Genomic DNA, 22,706 nt, shown 5'->3' on the forward strand with positions numbered 1-22,706 from the left:
AGCCCAACTATTTTACGTATTAGTCCAGGAATGTAACCCCCTAATTTCTCAGCGAGTGATGACATTTTGCTTGCAGGATAGTGAACACCACATGAATCCCGCCCCATTTCTTTACATAAGATGTGCTTTTTTTGCTGATGAGTTATTGATATGCCATTGAAATTCATTTGCGCACCCAGGCAAGTTTTGCAAATGCCATCTACGCTTAATTTTAGAAGGTGTATCACCGAATACGTTGATCTCCTGACCATCAAAATGGCATGAGAGTTGCTTATTTCTTCAGCAGCGACGTCGTTCAGTTTACCTCTTCAGGGGCCTCTACTATTCATATGAACGGCTCTTAACATGTGCTAAAAAACGAAAGGACGGCATACCATGAATATATTCGATCACTATCGCCAGCGTTACGAAGCTGCCAAGGACGAAGAGTTCACGCTGCAGGAGTTTCTTACCACTTGTCGGCAAGATCGCAGTGCTTATGCCAACGCGGCAGAGCGGCTATTAATGGCTATTGGTGAGCCTGTCATGGTTGACACTGCCCACGAACCTCGTCTTTCTCGACTCTTTTCGAATCGGGTAATTGCACGCTATCCCGCTTTCGAAGAGTTTTACGGCATGGAAGACGCCATTGAGCAGATTGTTTCTTATTTGAAACATGCGGCTCAGGGGTTAGAAGAGAAGAAACAGATTCTGTATCTGTTGGGGCCTGTGGGAGGGGGGAAATCATCTCTCGCTGAGCGACTCAAGTCGCTGATGCAGAGAGTTCCGATTTATGTCCTGAGCGCCAATGGCGAACGTAGCCCGGTTAACGATCATCCGTTGTGCCTGTTTAATCCACAGGAAGATGCGCAGATCCTGGAAAAAGAGTATGGGATCCCGCGTCGCTACCTCGGGACGATCATGTCGCCATGGGCGGCGAAACGCCTGCACGAATTTGGCGGGGACATTACAAAATTCCGCGTCGTCAAAGTCTGGCCGTCTATTCTGGAGCAGATCGCTATCGCCAAAACGGAACCTGGCGATGAAAACAACCAGGATATCTCTGCGCTGGTCGGGAAAGTGGATATTCGTAAACTCGAACACCACGCCCAGAACGATCCTGATGCCTACGGTTACTCGGGGGCGTTGTGCCGCGCTAACCAGGGGATTATGGAGTTCGTAGAGATGTTTAAAGCACCGATTAAAGTGCTGCATCCTCTGCTGACCGCCACCCAGGAAGGAAACTACAACGGGACGGAAGGTATCTCTGCCCTGCCGTTTAACGGAATTATTCTTGCCCACTCGAACGAGTCTGAATGGGTGACGTTCCGCAACAACAAAAACAATGAGGCGTTCCTTGACCGTGTTTACATTGTCAAAGTGCCTTATTGCTTGCGGATCTCCGAAGAGATCAAAATTTACGAGAAATTGCTTAATCACAGTGAGCTGACCCATGCGCCTTGCGCGCCAGGCACGCTGGAAACGCTCTCCCGTTTCACCATTCTTTCTCGTCTGAAAGAACCTGAGAATTCGAGCATTTACTCGAAGATGCGCGTTTACGATGGCGAAAGTCTGAAAGATACCGATCCAAAAGCGAAATCCTATCAAGAGTATCGGGATTACGCCGGGGTCGATGAGGGAATGAACGGTCTGTCCACGCGTTTCGCGTTTAAGATCCTCTCTCGCGTCTTTAACTTTGATCATGCCGAAGTCGCAGCGAACCCGGTGCATCTGTTCTACGTCCTGGAACAGCAAATCGAGCGTGAACAGTTCCCTCAGGAGCAGGCAGAACGTTATCTTGAGTTCCTGAAAGGCTACCTGATCCCTAAATATGCTGAATTTATTGGCAAAGAGATTCAGACAGCTTATCTCGAATCCTATTCCGAATACGGACAGAACATTTTCGACCGTTACGTCACCTACGCGGATTTCTGGATTCAGGATCAGGAGTACCGCGACCCGGATACCGGTCAACTGTTCGATCGCGAGTCGCTGAACGCAGAGCTGGAAAAAATTGAGAAGCCAGCGGGTATCAGTAACCCGAAAGACTTCCGTAACGAGATCGTCAACTTTGTTCTGCGCGCCAGAGCGAATAACAGCGGTCGCAATCCAAACTGGACCAGTTACGAAAAACTGCGCACGGTGATTGAGAAGAAAATGTTCTCCAATACCGAGGAGTTGCTGCCGGTTATTTCGTTCAACGCCAAAACCTCGACTGACGAGCAGAAAAAGCACGACGATTTTGTCGACCGTATGATGGAAAAAGGCTACACGCGTAAACAGGTGCGTTTACTGTGCGAATGGTATTTGCGCGTACGTAAATCGTCTTAAGAGCATAAATGGCCCGGAAAATTTATCCGTTTACCGGGCCAAAATTTCTTCTGTACGCGAAATCATTCAAGAGGTATCAAGGCGGCAAATGAGTGAATTCCCAGGAGCGTACATAAGTACGTGACTGGGTGAGCGAATGCAGCCAACGCGGAGACAACTTGAAGGATGAAGCGTAAGTTGGCAAATGCAGTACGGGGGGCTTATGACCTGGTTTATTGACCGGCGTCTTAACGGCAAAAACAAGAGCACGGTAAACCGCCAGCGCTTCTTACGCCGTTATAAATCGCAAATTAAACAGTCGATCTCCGAGGCCATTAACAAGCGTTCGGTGACTGATGTAGATAGCGGCGAATCTGTCTCTATTCCGACTGATGATATTAGCGAACCGATGTTCCATCAGGGGCGCGGTGGCTTGCGCCATCGTGTGCATCCGGGTAATGACCATTTTGTGCAGAATGACCGTATTGAACGTCCACAGGGCGGAGGCGGCGGTTCGGGAAGCGGACAAGGCCAGGCGAGTCAGGATGGCGAGGGTCAGGATGAATTCGTCTTCCAGATTTCTAAAGATGAATATCTCGATCTGCTTTTCGAAGATTTAGCACTGCCAAACCTTAAACAGAATCAGCAGCGTCAGCTAACGGAGTACAAAACGCACCGGGCTGGTTTTACCTCTAACGGTGTGCCGGCCAACATCAGCGTGGTGCGCTCCCTGCAAAATTCACTGGCGCGTCGCACGGCAATGACGGCAGGTAAGCGTCGCGAACTGCATGCGCTCGAAGCAGATCTTGAGACCATCGCGAAAAGTGAACCGGCTCAGTTGCTGGAAGAAGAACGGTTACGCAAAGAAATTGCCGAACTACGGGCAAAAATCGAACGCGTGCCGTTTATCGACACCTTTGACTTACGCTACAAGAATTATGAAAAACGGCCCGATCCTTCCAGCCAGGCGGTGATGTTCTGTCTGATGGACGTCTCCGGTTCGATGGATCAGTCGACCAAAGATATGGCAAAGCGTTTTTATATTCTGCTGTACCTGTTCTTAAGCCGCACCTATAAGAACGTGGAAGTGGTTTATATTCGCCACCACACCCAGGCGAAAGAGGTAGATGAGCATGAGTTCTTCTACTCTCAGGAAACCGGGGGAACTATTGTCTCCAGCGCGCTGAAGTTAATGGATGAAGTGGTGAAAGACCGCTACGACCCTGCTCAGTGGAATATCTATGCCGCGCAGGCGTCGGATGGTGATAACTGGGCGGATGATTCACCGTTGTGTCATGAGATTCTGGCGAAAAAACTGTTGCCGGTAGTGCGATATTACAGCTATATCGAAATTACCCGCCGCGCGCACCAGACCTTATGGCGTGAATATGAACATCTGCAATCAACCTTTGAAAATTTTGCGATGCAGCATATCCGCGATCAGGATGATATTTATCCGGTATTCCGCGAACTGTTTCATAAGCAAAGTACCACCAGCAATAATTAAGTAACCACTTTCGGCCGAGGCTCAGGCTTCGGCTGATTACATTACCCTGTATCATGATCGTGACATTTTGCAATGGTTTATCCCGCCGCTTCGTTAGAGCGAATGTGGAGCATGTGGTAAAATCGCATCTCTAACCTATGGGCTGTAATTCATTATGAAGTTGCATCATAAAGCGCTCAGGCTCTTTATCTCAGTCAGCGTTGTTGTTTTGACATCTTCTTTTTTAGTTTATGAACTCATTGCCAGCGATAAGGCAATGAATGCCTATATGCGCTATATCAATGAGAAAGCCGACTCCTCCTTTCTCTATGATAAGTACACCAATCAGAGTATTGCAGCCCATCTGATGCGCACATTTTCATCCCCTAAGGAACCCGCATCTGTCGAACAACAAAAAGCGTTCTGCGATGCTTTCGATAGCGTTAACGGTACACATGGGCTCAATCTCACAGCGCATAATTATCTGCCACTACACGGTACGTTGCAGACCACCTCTACGAAATGTAGCGGGCAACTTGAAGACGTATTCCTGTTACCCTCTTTTGACCGGGCGGTGAACGTCAATCGCCTGCAAAAGGATTATGGGCAGGGATTAGGGACGCTGGAGTATAAATTTCGCTACTACGTCGATCTGAAAAATAACTACGTCTATTTCTATGACCTGATCGACTCACGGAAATTTGCAATACACAACTGGACATTTTTGCAAAAAGGCTCGCTGGGAATCGATCAGAATGATATTGACGGTATTTTCACTGGTCGTACGGTGATCTCCAGTATTTATGAGGATAACCTGACCGAGAAAAAGGTGATGAGCTTTTTAACGCCGGTCTACTATGCCGGTAAGCTAAAAGGCGTGGTGATGGTGGATATTAACAAAGAAAATTTAAAAAATATCTTTTATACCAGCGATCGCCCTCTCGTCTGGCGTTTTCTTAACGTGACGCTCTCGGATATCAGCTCAGGAAAAGAGATTATTGTTCACCAAAGTGAGACCCATTTATTCCGCTACGTTCACTACGAGAAGGACATCCCTGGCGGCATACGCGTCACGTTATCTCTTGATTTTATGTACTTTATTGTCTCATCATGGAAAATATTCGCCTTTTATCTTCTGGCAACGATATTGCTGCTGAATATGGTCAGAACTCATTTTCGGTTGTATCACAACGTCACGCGGGAAAATATCAGCGATGCGATGACTGGACTCTATAACCGTAAAATTTTGACGCCGATGCTCGAACAGCGTTTGCAGCAGTTGGTGAACACGGGAACCCTCGTGACCTTTATCGCCATTGATTGCGATAAGCTTAAAGTGATTAATGACACATTGGGGCATAAGGAAGGCGATCGCATTATCACCCTTCTGGCTAAAGCCATTCAAACCTCGATTCGCAAAAGCGACTATGCCATCCGACTCGGCGGGGATGAATTTTGCATTATCCTCATCAATCATCCCAGTGAATTAACGCACCGCGTGCTGGAACGGATTCGCTACAACTTACAAATTATTGCGCAAGATATATCAATCAGCTTCTCTGCCGGGATTTATAATATGCAGCCAAACGACACCATTGATGATGCTTACAAAGCATCGGATGCCCAACTCTATCTGAACAAACAGAAAAAACGCACCGATGCGTAATCATTTTTCAGCCAGGATTTTCATTGTTGTACCAGGAGCAAGTCATGACGGAAGTGAACAAAGGTAACGCAACGCATCAGCGTTTAATTTCGTTATTATCAGAACAAGGCGCGACGTATCGCGTGGTTAGCCATGAAGCCGTCGGCAAATGTGAAGCGGTCTCTGAAATTCGCGGTACTGCACTGGGCCAGGGCGCAAAAGCGCTGGTCTGTAAAGTAAAGGGTAACGGCGTTAATCAGCATGTTCTGGCGATTCTCTCTGCCGACCAGCAGGCCGACCTGAGCCTGTTGGCCGGCCATATCGGCGGGTTGAGAGCGTCGCTCGCCAGCCCGGCGGAAGTCGATGAACTGACGGGTTGCGTATTTGGCGCCATCCCACCATTTAGTTTCCATCCGAATCTCAAACTGGTCGCCGATCCGCTGTTGTTTGAACGTTTTACTGAAATTGCGTTCAATGCCGGAATGCTGGAAAAATCCGTGATCATGGATACTGCTGATTACCTGCGAATTGCACAACCGGAATTAATTTCGTTCCGCCGCGTTCAATAACAGCCGAGTTAGCAGCAAATAACGCCGCATCGTGCATTAGCTCAAAAAAATCATAATTATTAAATAAAGCCTGTTCCGTCACGCGTTTACGCGTACAGTAAGCAGGCTTATTTTTTCTTTTGGCAAGGAAACTACGATGTTTGATGTCACTCTGCTGATCCTCCTCGGACTGGCAGCTCTGGGCTTTGTCAGCCACAACACCACTGTCGCTGTTTCAATTCTGGTGCTGATCATCGTCCGTGTAACCCCTCTGAATACGTTCTTTCCGTGGATTGAAAAACAGGGACTGACCATCGGGATTATTATTCTGACTGTCGGCGTAATGGCACCGATCGCCAGCGGAACGCTACCGCCCTCCACGCTCATTCACTCCTTTGTAAACTGGAAATCACTGGTCGCGATTGCCGTCGGCGTGGTTGTCTCCTGGCTTGGCGGGCGCGGCGTCACGTTGATGGGCAGCCAGCCCCAGCTTGTGGCCGGTTTACTGGTCGGTACGGTGCTGGGCGTGGCGCTGTTTCGCGGCGTACCGGTGGGGCCGCTTATTGCGGCAGGTCTGGTCTCGTTGATTGTTGGGAAGCAGTAGCAAGTCAGCTCAGATAACGGCCTGGGGTCTGCCCCAGGCCTTTTTTGAACATCGTGATAAATGCGGTGGTTGAATCATAACCGAGCATTTGCGCGACCTGCTGCACATTATGACCATCGATCAGCGCCTGCAGCGCCAGAATCAACTGCAGCTGATGACGCCAGCGGCGAAAGCTCAATCCCGTTTCCTTGACGACCAGCCGGGCAAGGTTGCGCTCACTCATCGCAAATACGTCGGCCCACTGCCCCAGCGTCTGCCATTGGGCAGGCTCTCGCGCCATTGTCGCGACCATTCTGCGGATTTTCGGATGATCGGAAACCGGTAACTGCAGTTGCTCCTGCGGTTGCTGCGGGAGTTCATCAAACAACACCTGCGTCAGTCGCTGAGTTGACGGTTCCAGTCGTTGGTCGTCCGTTTTCGACGCCAGCGAGAGAATGAGCTCCCGGCACAAGGGAGATATCTTTAGCGTACAACAACGCTCAGGCATCACGACGGCATGAGGTTCAATAAACAAGAAACACAATTGTGCGCCTACGGTTACATGGTTACTGTGCGGAATTTCACCAGGGATCCACACCGCATATTGGGGAGGCACCATCCACATGGCATTTTCGACCTCGCAGGTAATCGCGCCATGCAAAGCCAGAATCAACTGCCCCTTACGATGCTGATGCAGCGGACTAAAGAGTTCATCTTCCCGGGCCTGAATGCAGAACGCCACCGCGGCATCATGGTGAAGGTCAGGTTCATACCCATCCAATCTTAGTCCCAACATAAGAATGTCCGATTTTAGCGATAAACTGTCATTTTAGCTTGATTCACTCATGGCGTAAAAACGCTAAGGTATCGCCTCGCCTGACAAGATGAGAAAAAAATGATAAATACGCCTTCCTCCCGCGGTAAAAACGCTGCTTTGCTGATCGCGGGTATCCTGATGATTGCCACCACGCTGCGCGTTACCTTTACCGGCGCCGCCCCGCTGTTAGATGCAATTCGTGCCGACTACGATCTGAGTACCGCCCAAACGGGACTGTTGACCACCCTTCCGCTGCTGGCCTTCGCGCTGGTATCCCCTCTGGCCGCTGCCGTTGCGCGCCGCTGGGGCATCGAACGCAGCCTGTTTGCCGCTATGCTGCTGATTTGCGCAGGTATTACGATACGCTCGCTGCCCTCACCGGAATTGCTGTTTAGCGGCACCGCTATCATCGGGTGCGGAATCGCCCTGGGAAATGTCCTGTTGCCAGGGCTGATTAAGCGTGATTATGCCCAGCATGTGGCAAAACTTACTGGCGCTTACTCGCTGACCATGGGCGCAGCGGCGGCGCTGGGTTCAGCCATGGTTGTTCCGCTGGCGTTAAATGGATTTGGCTGGCGCGGCGCACTGATGGTACTGATGATTTTTCCGCTGCTGGCGCTGGTTATCTGGTTACCCCAATGTCGTCAGACGGGCAATGCCAGCTTGAGTAACTCACGCGCATTACATTCCCGTGCTATCTGGCGCTCCAGCCTCGCCTGGCAGGTGACCCTGTTTCTGGGAATCAACTCGCTTATCTATTACGTGATCATCGGCTGGTTACCCGCCATTTTAATCAGCCACGGCTACAGCGAGGCGCAGGCCGGTTCGTTGCACGGTTTGCTGCAACTGGCGACCGCCGCGCCAGGGTTATTGATTCCCCTCGTCCTGAACAGATTTAAGGATCAGCGTGCCATCGCCGCCCTGGTTTCAGTAATGTGCGCCATTGGCGCGGCGGGATTCGCCATAATGCCCGACCAGGCTTTACTGTGGACCATTCTGTTTGGCTTTGGCTCAGGTGCGACCATGATCCTCGGCTTGACCTTCATTGGCCTGCGCGCAAGTTCCGCACATCAGGCCGCGGCGTTGTCCGGAATGGCGCAGTCTGTCGGCTATTTACTGGCCGCCTGCGGGCCGCCCTTGATGGGTAAAATTCACGACCTCAACGGTAGCTGGCTGATTCCATTAGCGGGTGTCGCCGCGTTAGCGATGCTGATGGCCGTGTTTGGTCTGTGCGCTGGGCGCGATCGGGAGATCGCGAACGCATAATGTAGCGGGCAGGTTAGCTAACCTCCTGCCCGGCATTTTATCCCCGCGCGGCGCGGAGCATCGCCTGGACTAACGGCACGGGTTTTCCCGCCAGCGCGCCACGTTCATGCTGAAAGAGTGTGCCAACAAAGAAAGGATGCGTTACCAGTTCAATGGCGCGAATATCCCCGGCGTCATCCCAACCGGTCACCCGGAGATCGCCGCTCTCAAGCTCGGTGGCAAAAGCGTCCGACACTCCATAGTTGCAGTGATACCCCTCCGTGATAGCATCGCGTCCATAGGCTTTCGCAATCAGCGTATTGGCCCGGAGCTCAATATCATCCGTTTTTTCAACCAACGAGCAGGTCAACGGCGCGATCACCATTCGCCCAGCGGTATCCGTTTCAGCATGCGCGGCATCACTCCAGCCCAGTACGTTTCGGGCATACTCCAGTATGGCGTGTTGGAAACCACCACAGGTGCCTAAAAATGGAATGCTGTTCTCGCGTGCGTAGCGTATCGCAATCAGCGCCCCTTCCGGGTGTCGATAGGGGCTGCCTGGCACGACCCAGATGGCATCATAGCCAATCAGGTCTTCACGGCTATTGATATCGGAAGTGGTTAGCCAGTCATAATCAGCCACCAACTCCAGCACGGCAGCAGCATCATCAATGGCAAGGGGAATCGCCTGGTGCGCCACTATATCTGGGTTGTAATCGCCCACCAGCGCAATGCGAAGCGTATCTTTTATCGGGGAAATGTCCATTAAGGTTTCCTTATGTCCAGACAATAAAGGACAACATAAGGAGCCTCAGCCTACCGACTTTTCATCGGTATCACAATCCCTTAAATTGGGAGTCCAGGCTGGCAAAATGCTATAATGGTCACGTTTTAGGATCTTATTTAACCGTCATAAAAATGATGCTAAATACCAACGCGGCGGCTTAATGGAGCGGATGAAAAGATGAATATTCAGTGTAAACGCGTGTATGACCCGGCAGAAACAAGCGATGGTTATCGCGTTCTGGTCGATCGGTTATGGCCACGGGGGATAAAAAAGACCGACCTTGCTTTCAATGAATGGAATAAAGCGCTGACGCCGTCATCAGATTTACGTAAAGCATTCCACGCAGAGCTGATTGATTTTTCTCACTTCTCCCAGCAGTACCGTAGCGAACTGGCCCAACAGCAGCAGGAAGGGAAGCGCCTCGCAGAGATTGCCCGGCAGCAAACCTTAACGCTACTGTATGCGGCGAAGAATACTCAGCAAAACCACGCGCTGGTGCTGGCTGAATGGCTACGTCAATGCTAACAGCGGATCACTTCCCCGCTGCCGGATGATCTCTACGCCAGAGTTCCCATTCATCTATTACTTCCCCTCCGGGGAGTTTGCAGTCAGACCTTACCCCTTGCGGAGTCTGCACCGTAATCAGCGAGCCGCCCTTTTGTTCGCAATACACCGATGCCGGATTCGCCATGCCAATTTTCGGTGGCATTGGCGCTTCCGGTTGTGGGGCACTACACCCTGCAAGCACCAGCATGCCGGGCAAAATAACAGACGCCAGTTTCATATCAACTCCTGCTAAGAACGTTATCCGGCAAGATTACCCCGACTCCTCATATATCTCCATGTTTTACCACCGGGCTTCAATTTTATGTTTACATTTTAACCGGGAGCACGTGTTTCATCTTTCACCTTGATGTTCTATCATGCGGGCAACGCCAGCCTTGTCATTACTCAGGAGTATTTACACCTCATGTCGGACATGATCCTCGCCAGAGTCTCACAATCCTTAGCCACGGAGCAGTCTGTTGAGAGTCTGGTTCGGCAACTTCTGGAGATGCTGGAGGTGGTGACAGAGATGGAATCAACCTATTTAACCAAGGTCGATTTAGATGCTCGCCTGCAGCATATTTTGTACGCGCGCAATAGCAAACAAATGCAGATCCCGGAAGGGCTGTCCGTCCCGTGGGATGAGACGCTATGCAAACGCGCCATCGAAGATAACTGTCTGTATAGCGACAACGTGCCCGCACGCTGGCCGGAATGCAGCGCAGCCCGCGCGCTGGAAATCACTACGTTTCTCAGCACGCCTGTTCATCTTCCGGACGGAACGTTTTACGGTACGCTCTGCGCCACCAGTCGCCGCCAGCAGGCATTGAGCGAGCGAGGTGAACAGGTGCTGAATTTGTTTGCCGGCCTGATCGCCCAGTCTATTCAAAAAGAGTCGCTGGTCGCTCAGTTACGCGAAGCCAACGCCGCGCTGATTGCGTATTCCTACACCGATGCGCTGACCGGGTTACCGAACCGGCGCTCGATTTTTGAAAATGTTGAAACCCTATTTTCGCTTGCCCGACATCTCCGGCAGAAGGTCGTCGTTGCCTATATTGATTTGGATGATTTCAAACTGATTAATGACCGCTTTGGTCATGAAGTTGGCGACCAGTTCCTGATCCAGATCGGACAGCGCCTGCTCCACGAATGCAGCGACAATGATATCCTTGGTCGACTGGGCGGCGACGAATTTTTAGTCGTTAGCCTGTCGCCGGAAGATGAAAGCGATCGGTGTGAGCGCCTGCAAAAGGTGAAAAATCAGCTGCAACAGCGCATTTGCGGCGACTATCACTTGGGCAGCGTCCATCTGTTTTATCCTGGCGCCAGCCTGGGCGTGGTGGAAATTGATCCGCATGAGACCGATGTAAACTGTGCGCTCCACATGGCAGACAGCGCAATGTACAAAGATAAAAAGCGACAGGATAAAACCACTTTTGTCGTACATTAAGCCCTGCTATGCTGGCTCGTCTTTAAATAACTCTGGCAGATAATCCTATGCGACTCGGTATTATTTTCCCCGTCATTATTTTTATTTCCGCTGTCGTTTTCTTATCCTGGTTTTTTGTTGGCGGCTACGCTGCGCCGGGTGCATAACGATGAAAAAAACAACGCTCATAATGATTGGCGTGGCTATCATCGTGGTTCTGGGAACGGAACTGGGCTGGTGGTAACTAATAAAAAGGCCACATATCAGTGGCCTTTCCTCTCTGTATATTGAGTTAGCTTTTGATCTTTCTGTAGATAAACAGCACCACGATCGCGCCGATAACCGCTACGACGAAACTGCCGAAGTTGAAACCATCAACTTTGCCAAAGCCAAAGAAGGTACTGATCCAGCCGCCAACCACCGCACCAACAACCCCCAGGATAATGGTCATAAAGAATCCGCCGCCATCTTTACCCGGCATAATCCATTTTGCCAAAATCCCCGCGATAAGACCGAAAATCACCCATGAAATAATGCCCATTATTTTCCTCACTTATGTTTTCTAAGTTAATGATTGACTCGTTGTATAAAAGCATAGCATAGCGCTGAAAAATTATAATTTGTGATCGGCATCACCTGTAATTTTCATCTTTTTCTGATGTTTCATAGAGTTAGACCAACGACAAAACGGTGATATTTATGACGCTTCTCGTCAATAGTGACGAATCGACAGTCATTCCTCTCTGCTCTCTGGGCAGCACCCCTTGCCAATGCTGGGTTTTCATTTTTGGCATGCTTTATGCTTTAACAACCCGTCACTACGACACATTGTAGCCCGTGATATCTATTCACGTGGCTTCGTCTACAATTCGCGCTATTTCAGCATTTAACAGGTCTGTTATTGATGAAAAAAATCACCAGTGTATGCCCATACTGTGGGGCCGGGTGCAAGCTCAAGCTTGTTGTTGAAAATAACAAAATCATCCGCGCCGAAGCCGCTGAGGGTGTAACGAACCAAAATCAGTTATGCCTGAAAGGCTATTATGGTTGGGACTTTCTGAACGACACCCGCCTTCTGACTCCCCGTCTGACTCGCCCGATGATCCGTTATGAAAAAGGTGGAAAATTCACTCCCGTTAGCTGGGATGAGGCCATTCGTTACACCGCTAAACGCTTATCTGAAATCAAAAATACCTATGGTCCTCGCGCCATCATGACGACAGGTTCCTCCCGGGGAACAGGCAATGAGACCAACTACGTGATGCAAAAATTCGCCCGTGGGGTGCTCAACACCAACAATGTCGACTGCTGTGCCCGCGTCTGTCACGGCCCTTCCGTTGCGGGTCTCCAGGAAACGCTGGGCAATGGCGCAATGAGCAACTCCATCAGCGAGATTGAAAACTCAAAATGCCTGCTCATCTTTGGTTATAACTGCGCGGACTCACACCCCATAGTGGCCCGTCGGGTGATTAAAGCTCGTCAGAACGGCGCGAAAATCATTGTTTGCGACCCTCGCCGTATTGAAACCGCCCGTATCGCCGATCAGCATTTGCAGTTAAAAAATGGCTGCAACATGGCGTTGGTCAACGCTTTTGGCCATGTGCTTATTGAAGAGCAGCTTTACGATCGCGAGTACGTGCATAAACATGCCGAAGGTCTGGAAACATACTGGGAAACCGTTAAGGACTATGCCCCTGAAGCCGTAGAACATTTAACCGGCGTCCCTGCACAACAGGTTCGTCAGGCGATGCGTACATTTGCCGCGGCGCCATCGGCAACCGTGATGTGGGGGATGGGCGTCACGCAGTTTGGCCAGGCCGTTGATGTGGTGCGTGGACTGTCGAGCCTGGCCTTACTGACCGGGAATCTGGGACGTCCAAACGTCGGCGTTGGCCCGGTACGCGGGCAAAATAACGTGCAGGGCGCATGTGATATGGGCGTACTGCCTAACCAGTTTCCGGGGTATCAGGACGTGACCGATTTTGCCGTCAGGGAGAAATTCGCCACCGCCTGGGGGATTGACGTTACTCAGATGGATGACAAGGTCGGAACGCGCATCACCGAAGTTCCGCATCTGGCGATTGAGGGCAAAATAAAAGCCTACTACATCATGGGTGAGGATCCGCTGCAAACCGAGGCTGATTTGGGGCTGGTCCGGGAAGGATTTAACGCGCTCGATTTTATCGTCGTGCAGGATATCTTCATGACCAAAACGGCAGAGATGGCCGACGTCCTGTTGCCTGCAACATCATGGGGCGAACACGGTGGTGTCTTTACCTGCGCCGATCGTGGTTTCCAGCGTTTTGAGAAAGCGATTGAACCCCACGGGGATGTTAAACGTGACTGGGAAATTATCAGTCTGTTGGCCAGCGAAATGGGCTATCCGATGCAGTATCAAAATAATCAGCAAATCTGGGATGAGATGCGCGAACTGTGCCCGCTATTTTATGGCGTGACCTATGAGAAAATGGGTGAGATGGGCCATGTTCAGTGGCCTTGTCCGGATCTTGATCACCCGGGTACACCGTATCTTTACGCACACAGCCAGTTTGATACCGCGAATGGCAAAGGCAAACTGTTTGCCGCTCCGTGGCGCGCTCCTGCTGAAGTCCCTGATGAGAACTATCCGCTGGTGTTGTGTACCGTGCGCGAGGTCGGACACTACTCCTGCCGCTCCATGACCGGCAACTGCGCGGCATTACAGGCGCTGGCTGATGAGCCAGGGTATGTTCAAATCAACACCGATGATGCAGAAAAACTGGGTATCCGTCATCGTGACCTGGTGTGGGTAAGCTCGCGCCGAGGCAAGGTCATCAGCCGTGCGGATGTCTCCGAGCGTATTAATGCCGGCACAGTGTATATGACCTATCAATGGTGGATTGGCGCGTGTAATGAGCTAACACAGGATAACCTTGATCCGATCTCGAAAACGCCGGAAACCAAATATTGTGCTGTCAAAATTGAGCACATTACCGATCAGGGATGGGCGGAGAAGTATGCCGCACAAACGTACAGCGAAATGAAATCACGCTTGTGTGAGGCCATTGCGTAAATTATCGTCCTGACCGCCTGAGTCTGGCCTTCCAGACTCAGGCCTTTTCCAACTACTTCGCCAGATGCGGTTCACTGAAGCAAATAGCGGCAGGCTCATGCTGTTTATCCCGCTGCATAAAACCGAGGTTCATCAGAAACAATCCCACCATAAACGGCAGTTCGTATAATTCTTCAATCAAATCGCCGTAACTGGCGTTATGCAAAAAGACAGGCGCCAGCAGGCGATGATGCTCCACTGTATCGGAAATCAAAAATGCGCAGACGGTGATCGCCAGTAGCCACAGCGGTAGCGGTTCATTACGCAAGCGCCGGGCAATATCCTGGCGTAGGTGCTTCGACAGCAGGACCGGCAGAATAATCATCGCAATTAACACGACTGAGATAGCTCTGAACAGCAGTTTAGGATGCTCCGGGAAGTAATCACGGCCCCAACTGGTGCTTCGGCCCAGTAATACCAGCCACCATACCGCCGCCCAAAGCCAAAATTGCTTCTCGCCTGCAGGACGCGATAAAGGCCGGATGTAGCAGAAAGTAAATACAGCACCAAACAATAACCATAGCGCCTGGCCATTTTCAATCCATGTGACAACCGCGCCATTGAGCAGAGGAAGATGCCAGTTTGCGGTGAACGGGATCGCGACGAGGACCAGTCCAAGAATGAATGCGGATAATGTAAGTCGGGTATTCAATTTCATAAGCGCGAAGTTCTGTATTGTTACTATTTCACGATCATAACCCCTATGAATGTTCAACTATTAGCAAACGATGCGAATTTCTTAAGGTATTCTTAAGAAATCTTTTTCCGGACTGCGATCTATCCGGCGCAAATAAAAAACCGCCCTGCGTTATCAAAATGCAGTGCGGTTTTCAAGTTAAGAATCAATCAGTTCAAACGGTATCAGAAGTGAAAGCCCTACCATCCGCAGACTTCATGCTCATTTTCGGTATCGTATGAACGGACGGTATTGACCAGGTCTTTGACCACTTCTGCCGCGACATCCGGAACCAATAATGTCATCGGCGCTTCGGTCTCGTAATCAACAGACACACCGTTGCTGTTATTGGTTACTGTGACGGTATAGGTTGCTTTGCCCATGATTTACTCCTTGCCAGTGCGCACGACTTTTCGTTGATTTACACTCTCCATCAGTACTTCCGGGGCAACGAAAAAATCGATATTAAAGTAAGTGTCGTCGGTCATCACTTCGATGTTATGCCATTTTTCCGGCGGAAAAACGCCAAACTGACCGGCCTCAATAACCATCACCTCTACTGGCTCTGGGCTGTGTTCATCTGCGTAGCCGAGATATTTGACCGCCCCCTGCATAACTGACAGTCGAGGATAAACCCCGGCACGGGTGCCTTTATCTAGGTGGCGTTCGAAAATTCCGGCAGGTGCAGTTTGTTTGTTCCAGAACGGAGTTGAGCGTGTATGGATATGATTCTGTGGAATTTGAAGCATTTTTCTTCCCTTTTCCAGTCGACAACCAGCGAGTCTTATTGAACCGCTGCTGTGTACAGAGTACGCCTCAAAATATACATTTAAAATACCATTTATTGGTTATAACCATTAGCTGATATGTGTGGGGAAGAAAAGCTTAATATTGAAGCCCGCCATATTCAGCGGGCCAATGATTACGACTGAAGCGTCGCCAGACGGGCAGCAAAACCAACGAAAATCAGACCGATAAGGGAGTTACCCACCTTAGCCAACTTCTTCTTGGTACGAATGTACTGGGTCACAAACGCGCCGGAAAAAATAAGGAAACTCAGGTAGAAAAAGCTCACTATCTCAAGCGTTATAGCCAGAATAAAGAATGACAGCCCTGAGTGCGGCGCATTGACATCAATGAACTGCACGAAGAACGAAACATAAAACAGAATTGCTTTCGGATTAGTCAGGCTTAGAATTAAGGCGCGCTTAAAAATGGCGCCAAACGGGACTTCCTCAGCCGCGACGTCGCTTGCCTTTGATTTCAGTGTGGCGTACAGGATCTTCGCACCGAGATACAGCAGATAAAAAGCGCCGAGATAACGAACGATATTAAATAAAACAGGCGTGGTTTTGATCAAGGCGGCAACACCGGCATAGGCCAAAAACATCAACACAGCATCACCGATAAACACACCGCTTGCGGCGAGATAACCGCCCTTCACTCCCCGACCAACGCTATTCTTCAACACAAATATCGTATTTGGCCCGGGAACCAGCACGATAAAAATAGCCCCCACCAGATATGTCCAGTAATTCAGAACTCCATACTCTGCAAACACGTTAACCTCTTCCTGAAAAAACACATGCACTTGCTGCAAGACAATATGCTAACGAATGCGCAAGGGGATGGAAAGAGAAGGTTGTTAATTAAAATACCCGCCACCGGCGGCGGGTATGTACCGTTAACTTAGGCCGGATTAATGGTGCAGCATCTCATCCACCACCTCTTCGCCTTTCAACTGATAAGGATAGTAGGTAGGCCAGTTCTCCATTTCTTCGAGCAAGGCTGCCTGCGAGGTATTTCCCATAAAAATATGGAAGTGGCTTGACTTGCGCGGAGCAATGATATGATCGCTGAACTGGACGTATTTAGGCGCTTTGCTATCAGCAGCTTTACACTCAAACAAATAACGTACACCTTTCTTGCCTGATTTATAGTGCAAGATTTTATATCCGGCATAATCGTATTTGCATGATGTAACCTGATTACCGGTATGAAATTCCATCACACCATTTTCAATGCCGATGGTGTCTACGTTAGTTGCATAGCCTTGACGGTAATAATCTTTAATCTGTTCTGCCGTTTTGCTTTTATCTTTCTCCGCTTTCTTTTTGAATACCGGATCAAGTTCGCCACTGACCAGATACGGATAGACAGATTGCCACATGCCATCCCAGTCAGTCAGCGCTCTGTTCTGTACCTGATCATCATCAAACACGCCTTCTGACGCCTTTTGTTCTGTTTCACTCATCGGAACACCATGTGAATGGTGACCGTGAGCCAAAACCTGACCACTGACCAAAATCATCCCCAGAGCGATTGCCAGTTTTTTAAAATGAATAGCCAAAATTTCACCCTCAATTCGTTTGCGAGTGATATGTTATAATATAACATAACCATTTGTTCAACGTCGTCACTTACCGGAACGGGGAAAATCACGGCGTGAGTAGCGCTCGCGTGCAAATCTGATCAAGCAGCGCCTGCTGATGGCTGATAATCAGCATGCCTAACGATCGACGCTGGCATTCTTCGAGCAGCAGCCCCCAGATATCTCTTTGAATGGAAGGATCGAGCTGGGCGGTAATCTCATCGGCAATAAGAAAACGGGTCCGCGGGTCCAGCGCGCGAAGTATGGCGATTCGCGCCAGTTCACCACCAGAAAGCTGTCCGGGGCGACGGGTTAGCCACTCCGGCTTGATATGCAGACGGATAAGGAGTTCCGCGCCGGGCCGCCAGGCGTCATAAACCGCATCGCCGGTGCTACGCCGTGGGTTAAAAGTTAAATCCGGATGCTGCGGTACCAGTTGCACCGGGCAATATTGATGCATCGGTAGCGGCTGGTCATCGATAAGAATGTCGCCCGAGGTCGGCTTTTGCCAGCCCGCCAGCACGCGCCCCAACGTCGTTTTGCCGGTTCCGCTGGGCGCACAAATCCCAATACGTTCACCGGGGTACAAAGAGAAAGAAAGGTTTTGCCACAGCACCTTCCCTCCCTGGCGAATCACGACATCACGACAGCACAGCATCGCGCACTCCAAATAATTGATTTCTCTCAGGCAGAGCCCGCCATTGACGTTGCAGATGCTCGCTAATTTCCCCGCGCAACAGCTGTTCACGACTAACGTTATCCGACACGCTTCCCTGATACAGCGCGACGATGCGATCCGCATGCTGGGCCGCCAGCGTGAGATCGTGCGTCACCCATAAAACACCAGCCCCTTGCTCACATAAACTACGCAACTGCTCAAGCAGTTGATTAGCCAATGGCGCATCAAGCCAGGCGGTAATTTCGTCAGCCAGAATATAGCGGGCCTGACTCAGCGACGCGTGACAGGCCAGAACACGTTTCGCCATACCGCCTGAAAGCTGACGCGGGAAGGCATCTAATACGCTGGTTTCCAGTTGACTGCGCTGGAGCAATTTTTCTATTTTTCCGGCATTCCAGGTTTGGCCGGAGAGCTGACTTGCTCTGCGCAAATGCTTTTCAATTGAGAGCAGCGGGTTCAGGGCCTGAACGCCTTGCGGGACATAGCTGAAGGTATTGCCCCGACATTCGCGGATGTCATGACTGTTCAGCATTTTGCCATCAAGGGTTATGGCGCCGTGCAGACGCAAATTTTCCGGTAACAGATCGAGCAGACATTGCAGGAGCAGACTTTTCCCTTCACCACTTCCCCCAACTAAGGCCACCATCTGACCGGGCGCAACGTCGAAAGAGATATTCTGCAACAGCGGAGACCATTTTCTCGCCCCGAACCAACGATAACGCGCCACGTCCAGCGAGACCTGTCTTAAACTCAACATATGTCACCTCGCAACCATAAACGATGCACTGCCCTCGCGAGCTGATCGAATAACATCACCAGGCTGAATAACATCAGCCCCGGAAACAGCACTAACCACCAGTCCCCATGACTGATAAACCTCAGCGCATCCGCCAGCAGCAGCCCCAGCGACGGTTCATGCGGCGCCAGTCCAAAACCGAGGAAACTCAACGCCGCGCTGTGCAGCACCGCATGGGGGAACATCAGCAATGTCCCCGTGAGCCATTGGGGTAACAATGCCGGTAGATAGTGATGTCGCCAGCAGTAAAAATGACCATGTCCCAGACGCCATGTCAGCGTCAGATAATCGCTATGGGCAACGCGCTCGGCCTCTGCACGCAGAATCAGTGCGAGGCGCGGCCAGTGGGTTAGCGCTACTGCCATGATCACCCCACTTTTCCCACCGCCCAGCGTAAAACAAATCAAAATAAGCAGCAGCAGATGCGGCATCGACAGCATGGCATCAGTTATCAGACGCATAAGCACGTCCAGACGTGGATGCAGGCGCGACAACGCCGCCATCATTAACGCAATGAAGCCGCTGCACAAGGCTGCGCCAATACCAATTTGCAGACTGGTTAACGCCCCCTGAAAGCAACGCACCCACAGATCGCGACCGAGGTTATCGGTGCCAAACCAGTACAGCGCATCAGGGGGCAGATGACGGGCAAGCAGATTCACATTCAACGGGTTATCCAGCGTGGCCGCGCCATAAACCGCAATGAATAGCAGACAACTAAAAGAGAGCACCAGACGAATAAGCGTCGGCGTCGGATTATAGAGCATCGGGTCGCTCCAGAGCACGGTTCAACACGTGAACAAACCAGGTAGAAAGTGAATTGCCAATAAAAACCAGCACGGTGCTAAACAAGACGATCCCCATCAGTAACGGTAGATCGCCCCGCAAGCCGGCATCAATGGTCGCCTGCCCAAGTCCGGGATAAGCAAAGACCTTTTCTGCCAGCAGCGCGCCCCCCAACAGTTCTCCCAGCGAGGCGAACTGCAGGCACAGCGCGGGCGTGATAGCGTGGCGCAGAACCTGATGGCGTAACAGTGACCAACCTTTGTCGCCCTGAGAGCGCGCAAAACGGACAAATTCGCTCTTCATTACGCTGGCGATACTTTCCCGCGTATGAAGCGTAATCTGCCCCAGCCCCAGTAAACTTAGCGCGCAAACGGGAAGCACCAGATGGCGCAGACGCTCGGTTAGTGTCGCCATATCGCTGTTGTTGCCCGGCTCCCACGCACAGCAGACCGGGAATACCGGCCAACGAACGGCAAATAACGCCAGCAGCAGCATGCCAATCCAGAAGGTCGGTAACGAGGAAAGCAGATAGCTGAGGCGACAAATTGCTTTATCCGGCCAGCGATTCAGGTAGCGTCCGGCGACAAATCCCATTGCCGTCCCCACTATACCGGAGAGCAGCCATGCGCCGCTAAGCAGCGCAAACGAGGTAGCAAAGCGCTCCTTGATCACGCTGGCAACCGGCGCATTAAACAACATCGAGTAGCCGAGATCGCCCTGCAATACCCGTATAAACCAGTTACCAAAACGCTCCCACAGCGGCTGATCCAATCCCCAGCGTGCGGCGATACGTGCATATTGTTCCGGTGGCACGTGCAGGAGATCGTTGCCAATATAAGCACGAATCGGATCGACCGGAGAAAAGCTGAGCAGCACAAAAGTGCCAGCCGCAACCAGCACTAATAACACCATCAGCCGGAGAAAATGGCCCACTACAGACTTCATCAACGGCAGGTCCAGGTCCATTCATCCAGATTATTGAGCAGTGACCAGCTCCCGTGAATTTCCGGTGCGCCTTTGCCTAAGTCAATACATGGATTTGCCAGGTAAGTGTGCTGAATATTCAATAACCATGCCCATGCGGCATCGCCCTGTACACCAGCGCCTTGCTTGCCATCCCACTCAACCTGTTGCCAGAAAGGCAGCGCTTTTTGCCAGTCCGGTGCATCAATAGCCTGTTTGAGATGCTCTTCAACGACAGAATTACTGTAGTAACCGGGGTTATAATACTCCACGCCCGCAGCCTGATTGCTGTAATGATGGAACAGCTCCATGGGATCCAGGCTTCCCCAGCCAAACAGCGTCGGGTTGGCATGCATATGACGCTCAACGGTTTCCCAGCTTCCGGATTGCAATGATACCTGGATACCCACAGGCTCCAGCATCGCACGTACGGCTTCGGCTAAATCCCGACGCGTACTGTCACCGCTGGCATACCATAAAGTCAGGCGCGCCTCTTTGCCATCTTTCACTCGTACACCGTCTTTACCCACTTTCCAGCCGGCGTCTTCCAGAATCGTCCGTGCTTTTTCGCTGTCGCCATCTTTGAACGCGACTGACTGCCCCTGCCATGGCAGGCCCTGAACCGCGCTATAGGCGGGGATCGCATGACCTTCCATAACCTGATCGGCGAGCTGCTTACGATCAATGGCGTAATTGATGGCGCGTCTGATCGCGACATCGGCTGTAATATCGTTACCAATCGGATAACCATTGGCGTCTTTTTCACCTGCAGGAATCATCGGGAACACAATGCCCCGATTCTCCACGCTGTCACGCACCCACAGTTTCAAATTCTGCTGCTGAGGGGCAACCGCCATCGAAGGCGCAATACGTACTAATCCCAGTTGCCCACTGCGTGCTGCGGCATAAGCGTTATCTTCATCAAGGAAAACAAACACCAGCTTACTGAAATCATTTTTCTTACCGGCATACCAGGGATTAGCCTCCACAATCAGCTGCTGCCCAGGCTGGAAACTCACCAACCGATAAGGACCTGCGCCAATCGGATGTTTGGCGAATGTTTTTTCGTTATAAAGCTTTGCCGGAACAATCCCTAAAGATCCCAGCACATTCACAAAGGTGCTCTGCGGGCTGCTCAGCGTCACTTCGACCGTGCGGTTATCTTTCAAACTGGCATGAGCGAAGTTCCCCATGTCAATTTTTCCACCACTTTTTGCTGCTTTGTTATAAGTGAACACAACATCTTCAGCGGTTAGCGGCGACCCATCAGAAAATTTAAGGCCAGGTTTTAACGTCAGCGTCCAGGTTTTGCCGTCAGCACTGGTCACCACCTTCTCCGTCAGCAGGTTTCCCCAGCTCATATCTGCATTTTGTTTTAATAACGGCGCATGCAAAAGCAAATAGCTGCCATGACTCCAGCCCAACATTGGGTCAAACCCTTCCGTTGGCTCCGGTCCAATCGCCAGTTTTAACGTCTGACCTGCGCCCGCATTCTGCGCGGCGAGGAGTGGTGAGGTTAATGCGAGAGTCAATGCACACATCAGGAGTGCCAGCTTGCCTTTGATCATTATTTTATCCAGATTTGCGTTATGTTTATGCCGCTTAACGATGCCTTGTCGTTAAGCAGTCTCCTGGGAAAGGGATTATGGCGAAGAGAATTGGCGAAAAAAATGATGCGGCGCAGAAAAGTATGACGATTTTCTAAAATTATCATACTTTTTTCTGATACTCCGTTATGAGTACGATGTGAACCCCAGAAATTGTTTAAAATTTAACCATTCATTCAATAACATATTAATTCGATTCTAATAATTACCATTAAGACTATTGGCTTAACCACCATTCCCTTACGCTAAATCAATGACAATTTATGTCTATTTATTCAAGAAAAACACCAGAAATGACAAGTTATGTAAATCTATAATGATAATTATTTGTATTATCATTTTCATCAATTATCTTACTGCCT

Annotated in this window: 24 protein-coding genes and 1 pseudogene; 11 read left to right on the forward strand and 14 right to left on the reverse strand. The window is 50.6% G+C overall.

Translation table 11 applies throughout. The annotated features are described in order from the left end of the window. Positions 1 to 375 precede the first annotated feature (375 nt). The 5 genes from yeaG to AC534G_RS14830 all read left to right on the forward strand — a co-directional run bounded on the left by yeaG (position 376) and on the right by AC534G_RS14830 (position 6,572). Entirely contained in the window at positions 376 to 2,310 is a 1,935-nt protein-coding gene (yeaG, locus tag AC534G_RS14810) for a protein kinase YeaG (protein ID WP_038640044.1), read from the forward strand. Between the two features lie 202 nt (positions 2,311 to 2,512). Further along, positions 2,513 to 3,796, forward strand: coding sequence for a YeaH/YhbH family protein (locus AC534G_RS14815; RefSeq protein ID WP_038640041.1), 1,284 nt, complete (start codon positions 2,513 to 2,515; stop codon positions 3,794 to 3,796). Positions 3,797 to 3,950: 154 nt separating this feature from the next. Beyond that, a complete protein-coding gene (gene dgcJ, locus AC534G_RS14820) occupies positions 3,951 to 5,441 on the forward strand; it encodes a diguanylate cyclase DgcJ (protein WP_038640038.1) in 1,491 nt (496 codons plus the stop codon). 44 nt (positions 5,442 to 5,485) lie between these two features. Next, positions 5,486 to 5,989: a YbaK/prolyl-tRNA synthetase associated domain-containing protein gene (locus AC534G_RS14825; protein WP_038640035.1), complete on the forward strand. Its 504-nt coding sequence runs from the start codon at positions 5,486 to 5,488 to the stop codon at positions 5,987 to 5,989. Between the two features lie 136 nt (positions 5,990 to 6,125). Continuing rightward, positions 6,126 to 6,572: a DUF441 domain-containing protein gene (locus tag AC534G_RS14830; RefSeq protein WP_110498260.1), complete on the forward strand. Its 447-nt coding sequence runs from the start codon at positions 6,126 to 6,128 to the stop codon at positions 6,570 to 6,572. Here the strand turns inward: AC534G_RS14830 and AC534G_RS14835 are convergent. Next, positions 6,555 to 7,347, reverse strand: a pseudogene (locus AC534G_RS14835) (AraC family transcriptional regulator); the annotation flags it as partial. The gene AC534G_RS14830 and the pseudogene AC534G_RS14835 overlap by 18 nt on opposite strands. Before the next feature lie 99 nt (positions 7,348 to 7,446). On the opposite strand from AC534G_RS14835, the gene AC534G_RS14840 reads away from it, so the two are divergent. Continuing rightward, positions 7,447 to 8,634, forward strand: coding sequence for a CynX/NimT family MFS transporter (locus tag AC534G_RS14840; RefSeq protein ID WP_110498262.1), 1,188 nt, complete (start codon positions 7,447 to 7,449; stop codon positions 8,632 to 8,634). 37 nt (positions 8,635 to 8,671) lie between these two features. On the opposite strand, the gene AC534G_RS14845 is transcribed toward AC534G_RS14840, so the two are convergent. After that, positions 8,672 to 9,379 (reverse strand): CTP synthase C-terminal region-related (seleno)protein, encoded by a 708-nt coding sequence (locus AC534G_RS14845; protein WP_085049526.1) that lies wholly within the window; start codon positions 9,377 to 9,379, stop codon positions 8,672 to 8,674. Between the two features lie 198 nt (positions 9,380 to 9,577). Here AC534G_RS14845 and AC534G_RS14850 point away from each other — a divergent pair, with 198 nt between their 5' ends. Then, positions 9,578 to 9,925 carry a DUF488 domain-containing protein gene (locus AC534G_RS14850; protein ID WP_038640022.1) on the forward strand — a complete coding sequence of 116 codons (348 nt, stop codon included), beginning with the start codon at positions 9,578 to 9,580 and terminating at the stop codon, positions 9,923 to 9,925. A 7-nt stretch (positions 9,926 to 9,932) separates the two neighbouring features. Here the strand turns inward: AC534G_RS14850 and AC534G_RS14855 are convergent, their stop codons facing one another. Next, positions 9,933 to 10,184 carry a putative hemolysin gene (locus AC534G_RS14855; protein ID WP_069324304.1) on the reverse strand — a complete coding sequence of 84 codons (252 nt, stop codon included), beginning with the start codon at positions 10,182 to 10,184 and terminating at the stop codon, positions 9,933 to 9,935. Positions 10,185 to 10,370: 186 nt separating this feature from the next. Here AC534G_RS14855 and AC534G_RS14860 point away from each other — a divergent pair, with 186 nt between their 5' ends. The 3 genes from AC534G_RS14860 to yoaJ are packed head-to-tail and all read left to right on the forward strand — an operon-like array spanning position 10,371 to position 11,619. Next, complete coding sequence (locus tag AC534G_RS14860; RefSeq protein WP_038640019.1) at positions 10,371 to 11,396, forward strand: sensor domain-containing diguanylate cyclase; 1,026 nt, start codon at positions 10,371 to 10,373, stop codon at positions 11,394 to 11,396. A 47-nt stretch (positions 11,397 to 11,443) separates the two neighbouring features. Then, positions 11,444 to 11,542 (forward strand): YoaK family small membrane protein, encoded by a 99-nt coding sequence (locus AC534G_RS14865; RefSeq protein ID WP_038640017.1) that lies wholly within the window; start codon positions 11,444 to 11,446, stop codon positions 11,540 to 11,542. A gap of 2 nt (positions 11,543 to 11,544) precedes the next feature. After that, complete coding sequence (gene yoaJ / locus AC534G_RS14870; protein ID WP_099530266.1) at positions 11,545 to 11,619, forward strand: protein YoaJ; 75 nt, start codon at positions 11,545 to 11,547, stop codon at positions 11,617 to 11,619. Between the two features lie 48 nt (positions 11,620 to 11,667). On the opposite strand, the gene AC534G_RS14875 is transcribed toward yoaJ, so the two are convergent. Next, positions 11,668 to 11,916, reverse strand: a complete 249-nt coding sequence (locus AC534G_RS14875) for a GlsB/YeaQ/YmgE family stress response membrane protein (protein ID WP_005120370.1) — start codon at positions 11,914 to 11,916, stop codon at positions 11,668 to 11,670. A 363-nt stretch (positions 11,917 to 12,279) separates the two neighbouring features. Between AC534G_RS14875 and fdhF the strand changes: the two genes are divergently transcribed. Further along, positions 12,280 to 14,427, forward strand: coding sequence for a formate dehydrogenase subunit alpha (fdhF, locus tag AC534G_RS14880; RefSeq protein WP_110498264.1), 2,148 nt, complete (start codon positions 12,280 to 12,282; stop codon positions 14,425 to 14,427). Between the two features lie 52 nt (positions 14,428 to 14,479). Here fdhF and AC534G_RS14885 read toward each other — a convergent pair whose 3' ends face one another. The 10 genes from AC534G_RS14885 to AC534G_RS14930 all read right to left on the reverse strand — a co-directional run bounded on the left by AC534G_RS14885 (position 14,480) and on the right by AC534G_RS14930 (position 22,305). After that, a complete protein-coding gene (locus AC534G_RS14885; protein WP_038640005.1) occupies positions 14,480 to 15,124 on the reverse strand; it encodes a hypothetical protein in 645 nt (214 codons plus the stop codon). 218 nt (positions 15,125 to 15,342) lie between these two features. Further along, positions 15,343 to 15,525 carry a DUF1869 domain-containing protein gene (locus AC534G_RS14890; RefSeq protein WP_003832433.1) on the reverse strand — a complete coding sequence of 61 codons (183 nt, stop codon included), beginning with the start codon at positions 15,523 to 15,525 and terminating at the stop codon, positions 15,343 to 15,345. Positions 15,526 to 15,528: 3 nt separating this feature from the next. Beyond that, positions 15,529 to 15,891, reverse strand: coding sequence for a DUF1971 domain-containing protein YeaR (gene yeaR / locus AC534G_RS14895; RefSeq protein WP_110498266.1), 363 nt, complete (start codon positions 15,889 to 15,891; stop codon positions 15,529 to 15,531). A 173-nt stretch (positions 15,892 to 16,064) separates the two neighbouring features. Beyond that, complete coding sequence (leuE, locus tag AC534G_RS14900) at positions 16,065 to 16,703, reverse strand: leucine efflux protein LeuE (RefSeq protein WP_110498831.1); 639 nt, start codon at positions 16,701 to 16,703, stop codon at positions 16,065 to 16,067. Positions 16,704 to 16,841: 138 nt separating this feature from the next. Continuing rightward, positions 16,842 to 17,453, reverse strand: a complete 612-nt coding sequence (gene zinT, locus AC534G_RS14905) for a metal-binding protein ZinT (RefSeq protein WP_233593786.1) — start codon at positions 17,451 to 17,453, stop codon at positions 16,842 to 16,844. Positions 17,454 to 17,580: 127 nt separating this feature from the next. After that, a complete protein-coding gene (locus AC534G_RS14910; protein WP_110498268.1) occupies positions 17,581 to 18,171 on the reverse strand; it encodes an ATP-binding cassette domain-containing protein in 591 nt (196 codons plus the stop codon). Then, the gene (locus tag AC534G_RS14915) at positions 18,155 to 18,949 is read right to left on the reverse strand and encodes an ATP-binding cassette domain-containing protein (RefSeq protein WP_110498270.1); all 795 of its coding nucleotides are present in this window, start codon (positions 18,947 to 18,949) and stop codon (positions 18,155 to 18,157) included. Before AC534G_RS14915 ends, AC534G_RS14910 begins: the two co-directional genes overlap by 17 nt. Continuing rightward, positions 18,943 to 19,755, reverse strand: coding sequence for an ABC transporter permease (locus tag AC534G_RS14920; protein ID WP_069324310.1), 813 nt, complete (start codon positions 19,753 to 19,755; stop codon positions 18,943 to 18,945). The genes AC534G_RS14915 and AC534G_RS14920 overlap by 7 nt, the downstream gene beginning before the upstream one ends. Further along, a complete protein-coding gene (locus tag AC534G_RS14925) occupies positions 19,745 to 20,719 on the reverse strand; it encodes an ABC transporter permease (protein WP_085049564.1) in 975 nt (324 codons plus the stop codon). Before AC534G_RS14925 ends, AC534G_RS14920 begins: the two co-directional genes overlap by 11 nt. Continuing rightward, positions 20,719 to 22,305, reverse strand: a complete 1,587-nt coding sequence (locus AC534G_RS14930) for an ABC transporter substrate-binding protein (protein ID WP_110498272.1) — start codon at positions 22,303 to 22,305, stop codon at positions 20,719 to 20,721. The genes AC534G_RS14925 and AC534G_RS14930 overlap by 1 nt, the downstream gene beginning before the upstream one ends. Positions 22,306 to 22,706 lie beyond the last annotated feature (401 nt).

This window comes from Citrobacter sp. CRE-46, from assembly GCF_059615875.1.

Coding starts and splice junctions, on each gene's coding strand:
- yeaG (WP_038640044.1), top strand. CDS start 376: ATGAATATATTCGATCACTATCGCCAGCGTTACGAAGCTGCCAAGGAC.
- AC534G_RS14815 (WP_038640041.1), top strand. CDS start 2,513: ATGACCTGGTTTATTGACCGGCGTCTTAACGGCAAAAACAAGAGCACG.
- dgcJ (WP_038640038.1), top strand. CDS start 3,951: ATGAAGTTGCATCATAAAGCGCTCAGGCTCTTTATCTCAGTCAGCGTT.
- AC534G_RS14825 (WP_038640035.1), top strand. CDS start 5,486: ATGACGGAAGTGAACAAAGGTAACGCAACGCATCAGCGTTTAATTTCG.
- AC534G_RS14830 (WP_110498260.1), top strand. CDS start 6,126: ATGTTTGATGTCACTCTGCTGATCCTCCTCGGACTGGCAGCTCTGGGC.
- AC534G_RS14840 (WP_110498262.1), top strand. CDS start 7,447: ATGATAAATACGCCTTCCTCCCGCGGTAAAAACGCTGCTTTGCTGATC.
- AC534G_RS14845 (WP_085049526.1), bottom strand. CDS start 9,379: ATGGACATTTCCCCGATAAAAGATACGCTTCGCATTGCGCTGGTGGGC.
- AC534G_RS14850 (WP_038640022.1), top strand. CDS start 9,578: ATGAATATTCAGTGTAAACGCGTGTATGACCCGGCAGAAACAAGCGAT.
- AC534G_RS14855 (WP_069324304.1), bottom strand. CDS start 10,184: ATGAAACTGGCGTCTGTTATTTTGCCCGGCATGCTGGTGCTTGCAGGG.
- AC534G_RS14860 (WP_038640019.1), top strand. CDS start 10,371: ATGTCGGACATGATCCTCGCCAGAGTCTCACAATCCTTAGCCACGGAG.
- AC534G_RS14865 (WP_038640017.1), top strand. CDS start 11,444: ATGCGACTCGGTATTATTTTCCCCGTCATTATTTTTATTTCCGCTGTC.
- AC534G_RS14875 (WP_005120370.1), bottom strand. CDS start 11,916: ATGGGCATTATTTCATGGGTGATTTTCGGTCTTATCGCGGGGATTTTG.
- fdhF (WP_110498264.1), top strand. CDS start 12,280: ATGAAAAAAATCACCAGTGTATGCCCATACTGTGGGGCCGGGTGCAAG.
- AC534G_RS14885 (WP_038640005.1), bottom strand. CDS start 15,124: ATGAAATTGAATACCCGACTTACATTATCCGCATTCATTCTTGGACTG.
- AC534G_RS14890 (WP_003832433.1), bottom strand. CDS start 15,525: ATGGGCAAAGCAACCTATACCGTCACAGTAACCAATAACAGCAACGGT.
- yeaR (WP_110498266.1), bottom strand. CDS start 15,891: ATGCTTCAAATTCCACAGAATCATATCCATACACGCTCAACTCCGTTC.
- zinT (WP_233593786.1), bottom strand. CDS start 17,453: ATGATTTTGGTCAGTGGTCAGGTTTTGGCTCACGGTCACCATTCACAT.
- AC534G_RS14910 (WP_110498268.1), bottom strand. CDS start 18,171: ATGCTGTGCTGTCGTGATGTCGTGATTCGCCAGGGAGGGAAGGTGCTG.
- AC534G_RS14915 (WP_110498270.1), bottom strand. CDS start 18,949: ATGTTGAGTTTAAGACAGGTCTCGCTGGACGTGGCGCGTTATCGTTGG.
- AC534G_RS14920 (WP_069324310.1), bottom strand. CDS start 19,755: ATGCTCTATAATCCGACGCCGACGCTTATTCGTCTGGTGCTCTCTTTT.
- AC534G_RS14925 (WP_085049564.1), bottom strand. CDS start 20,719: ATGAAGTCTGTAGTGGGCCATTTTCTCCGGCTGATGGTGTTATTAGTG.
- AC534G_RS14930 (WP_110498272.1), bottom strand. CDS start 22,305: ATGATCAAAGGCAAGCTGGCACTCCTGATGTGTGCATTGACTCTCGCA.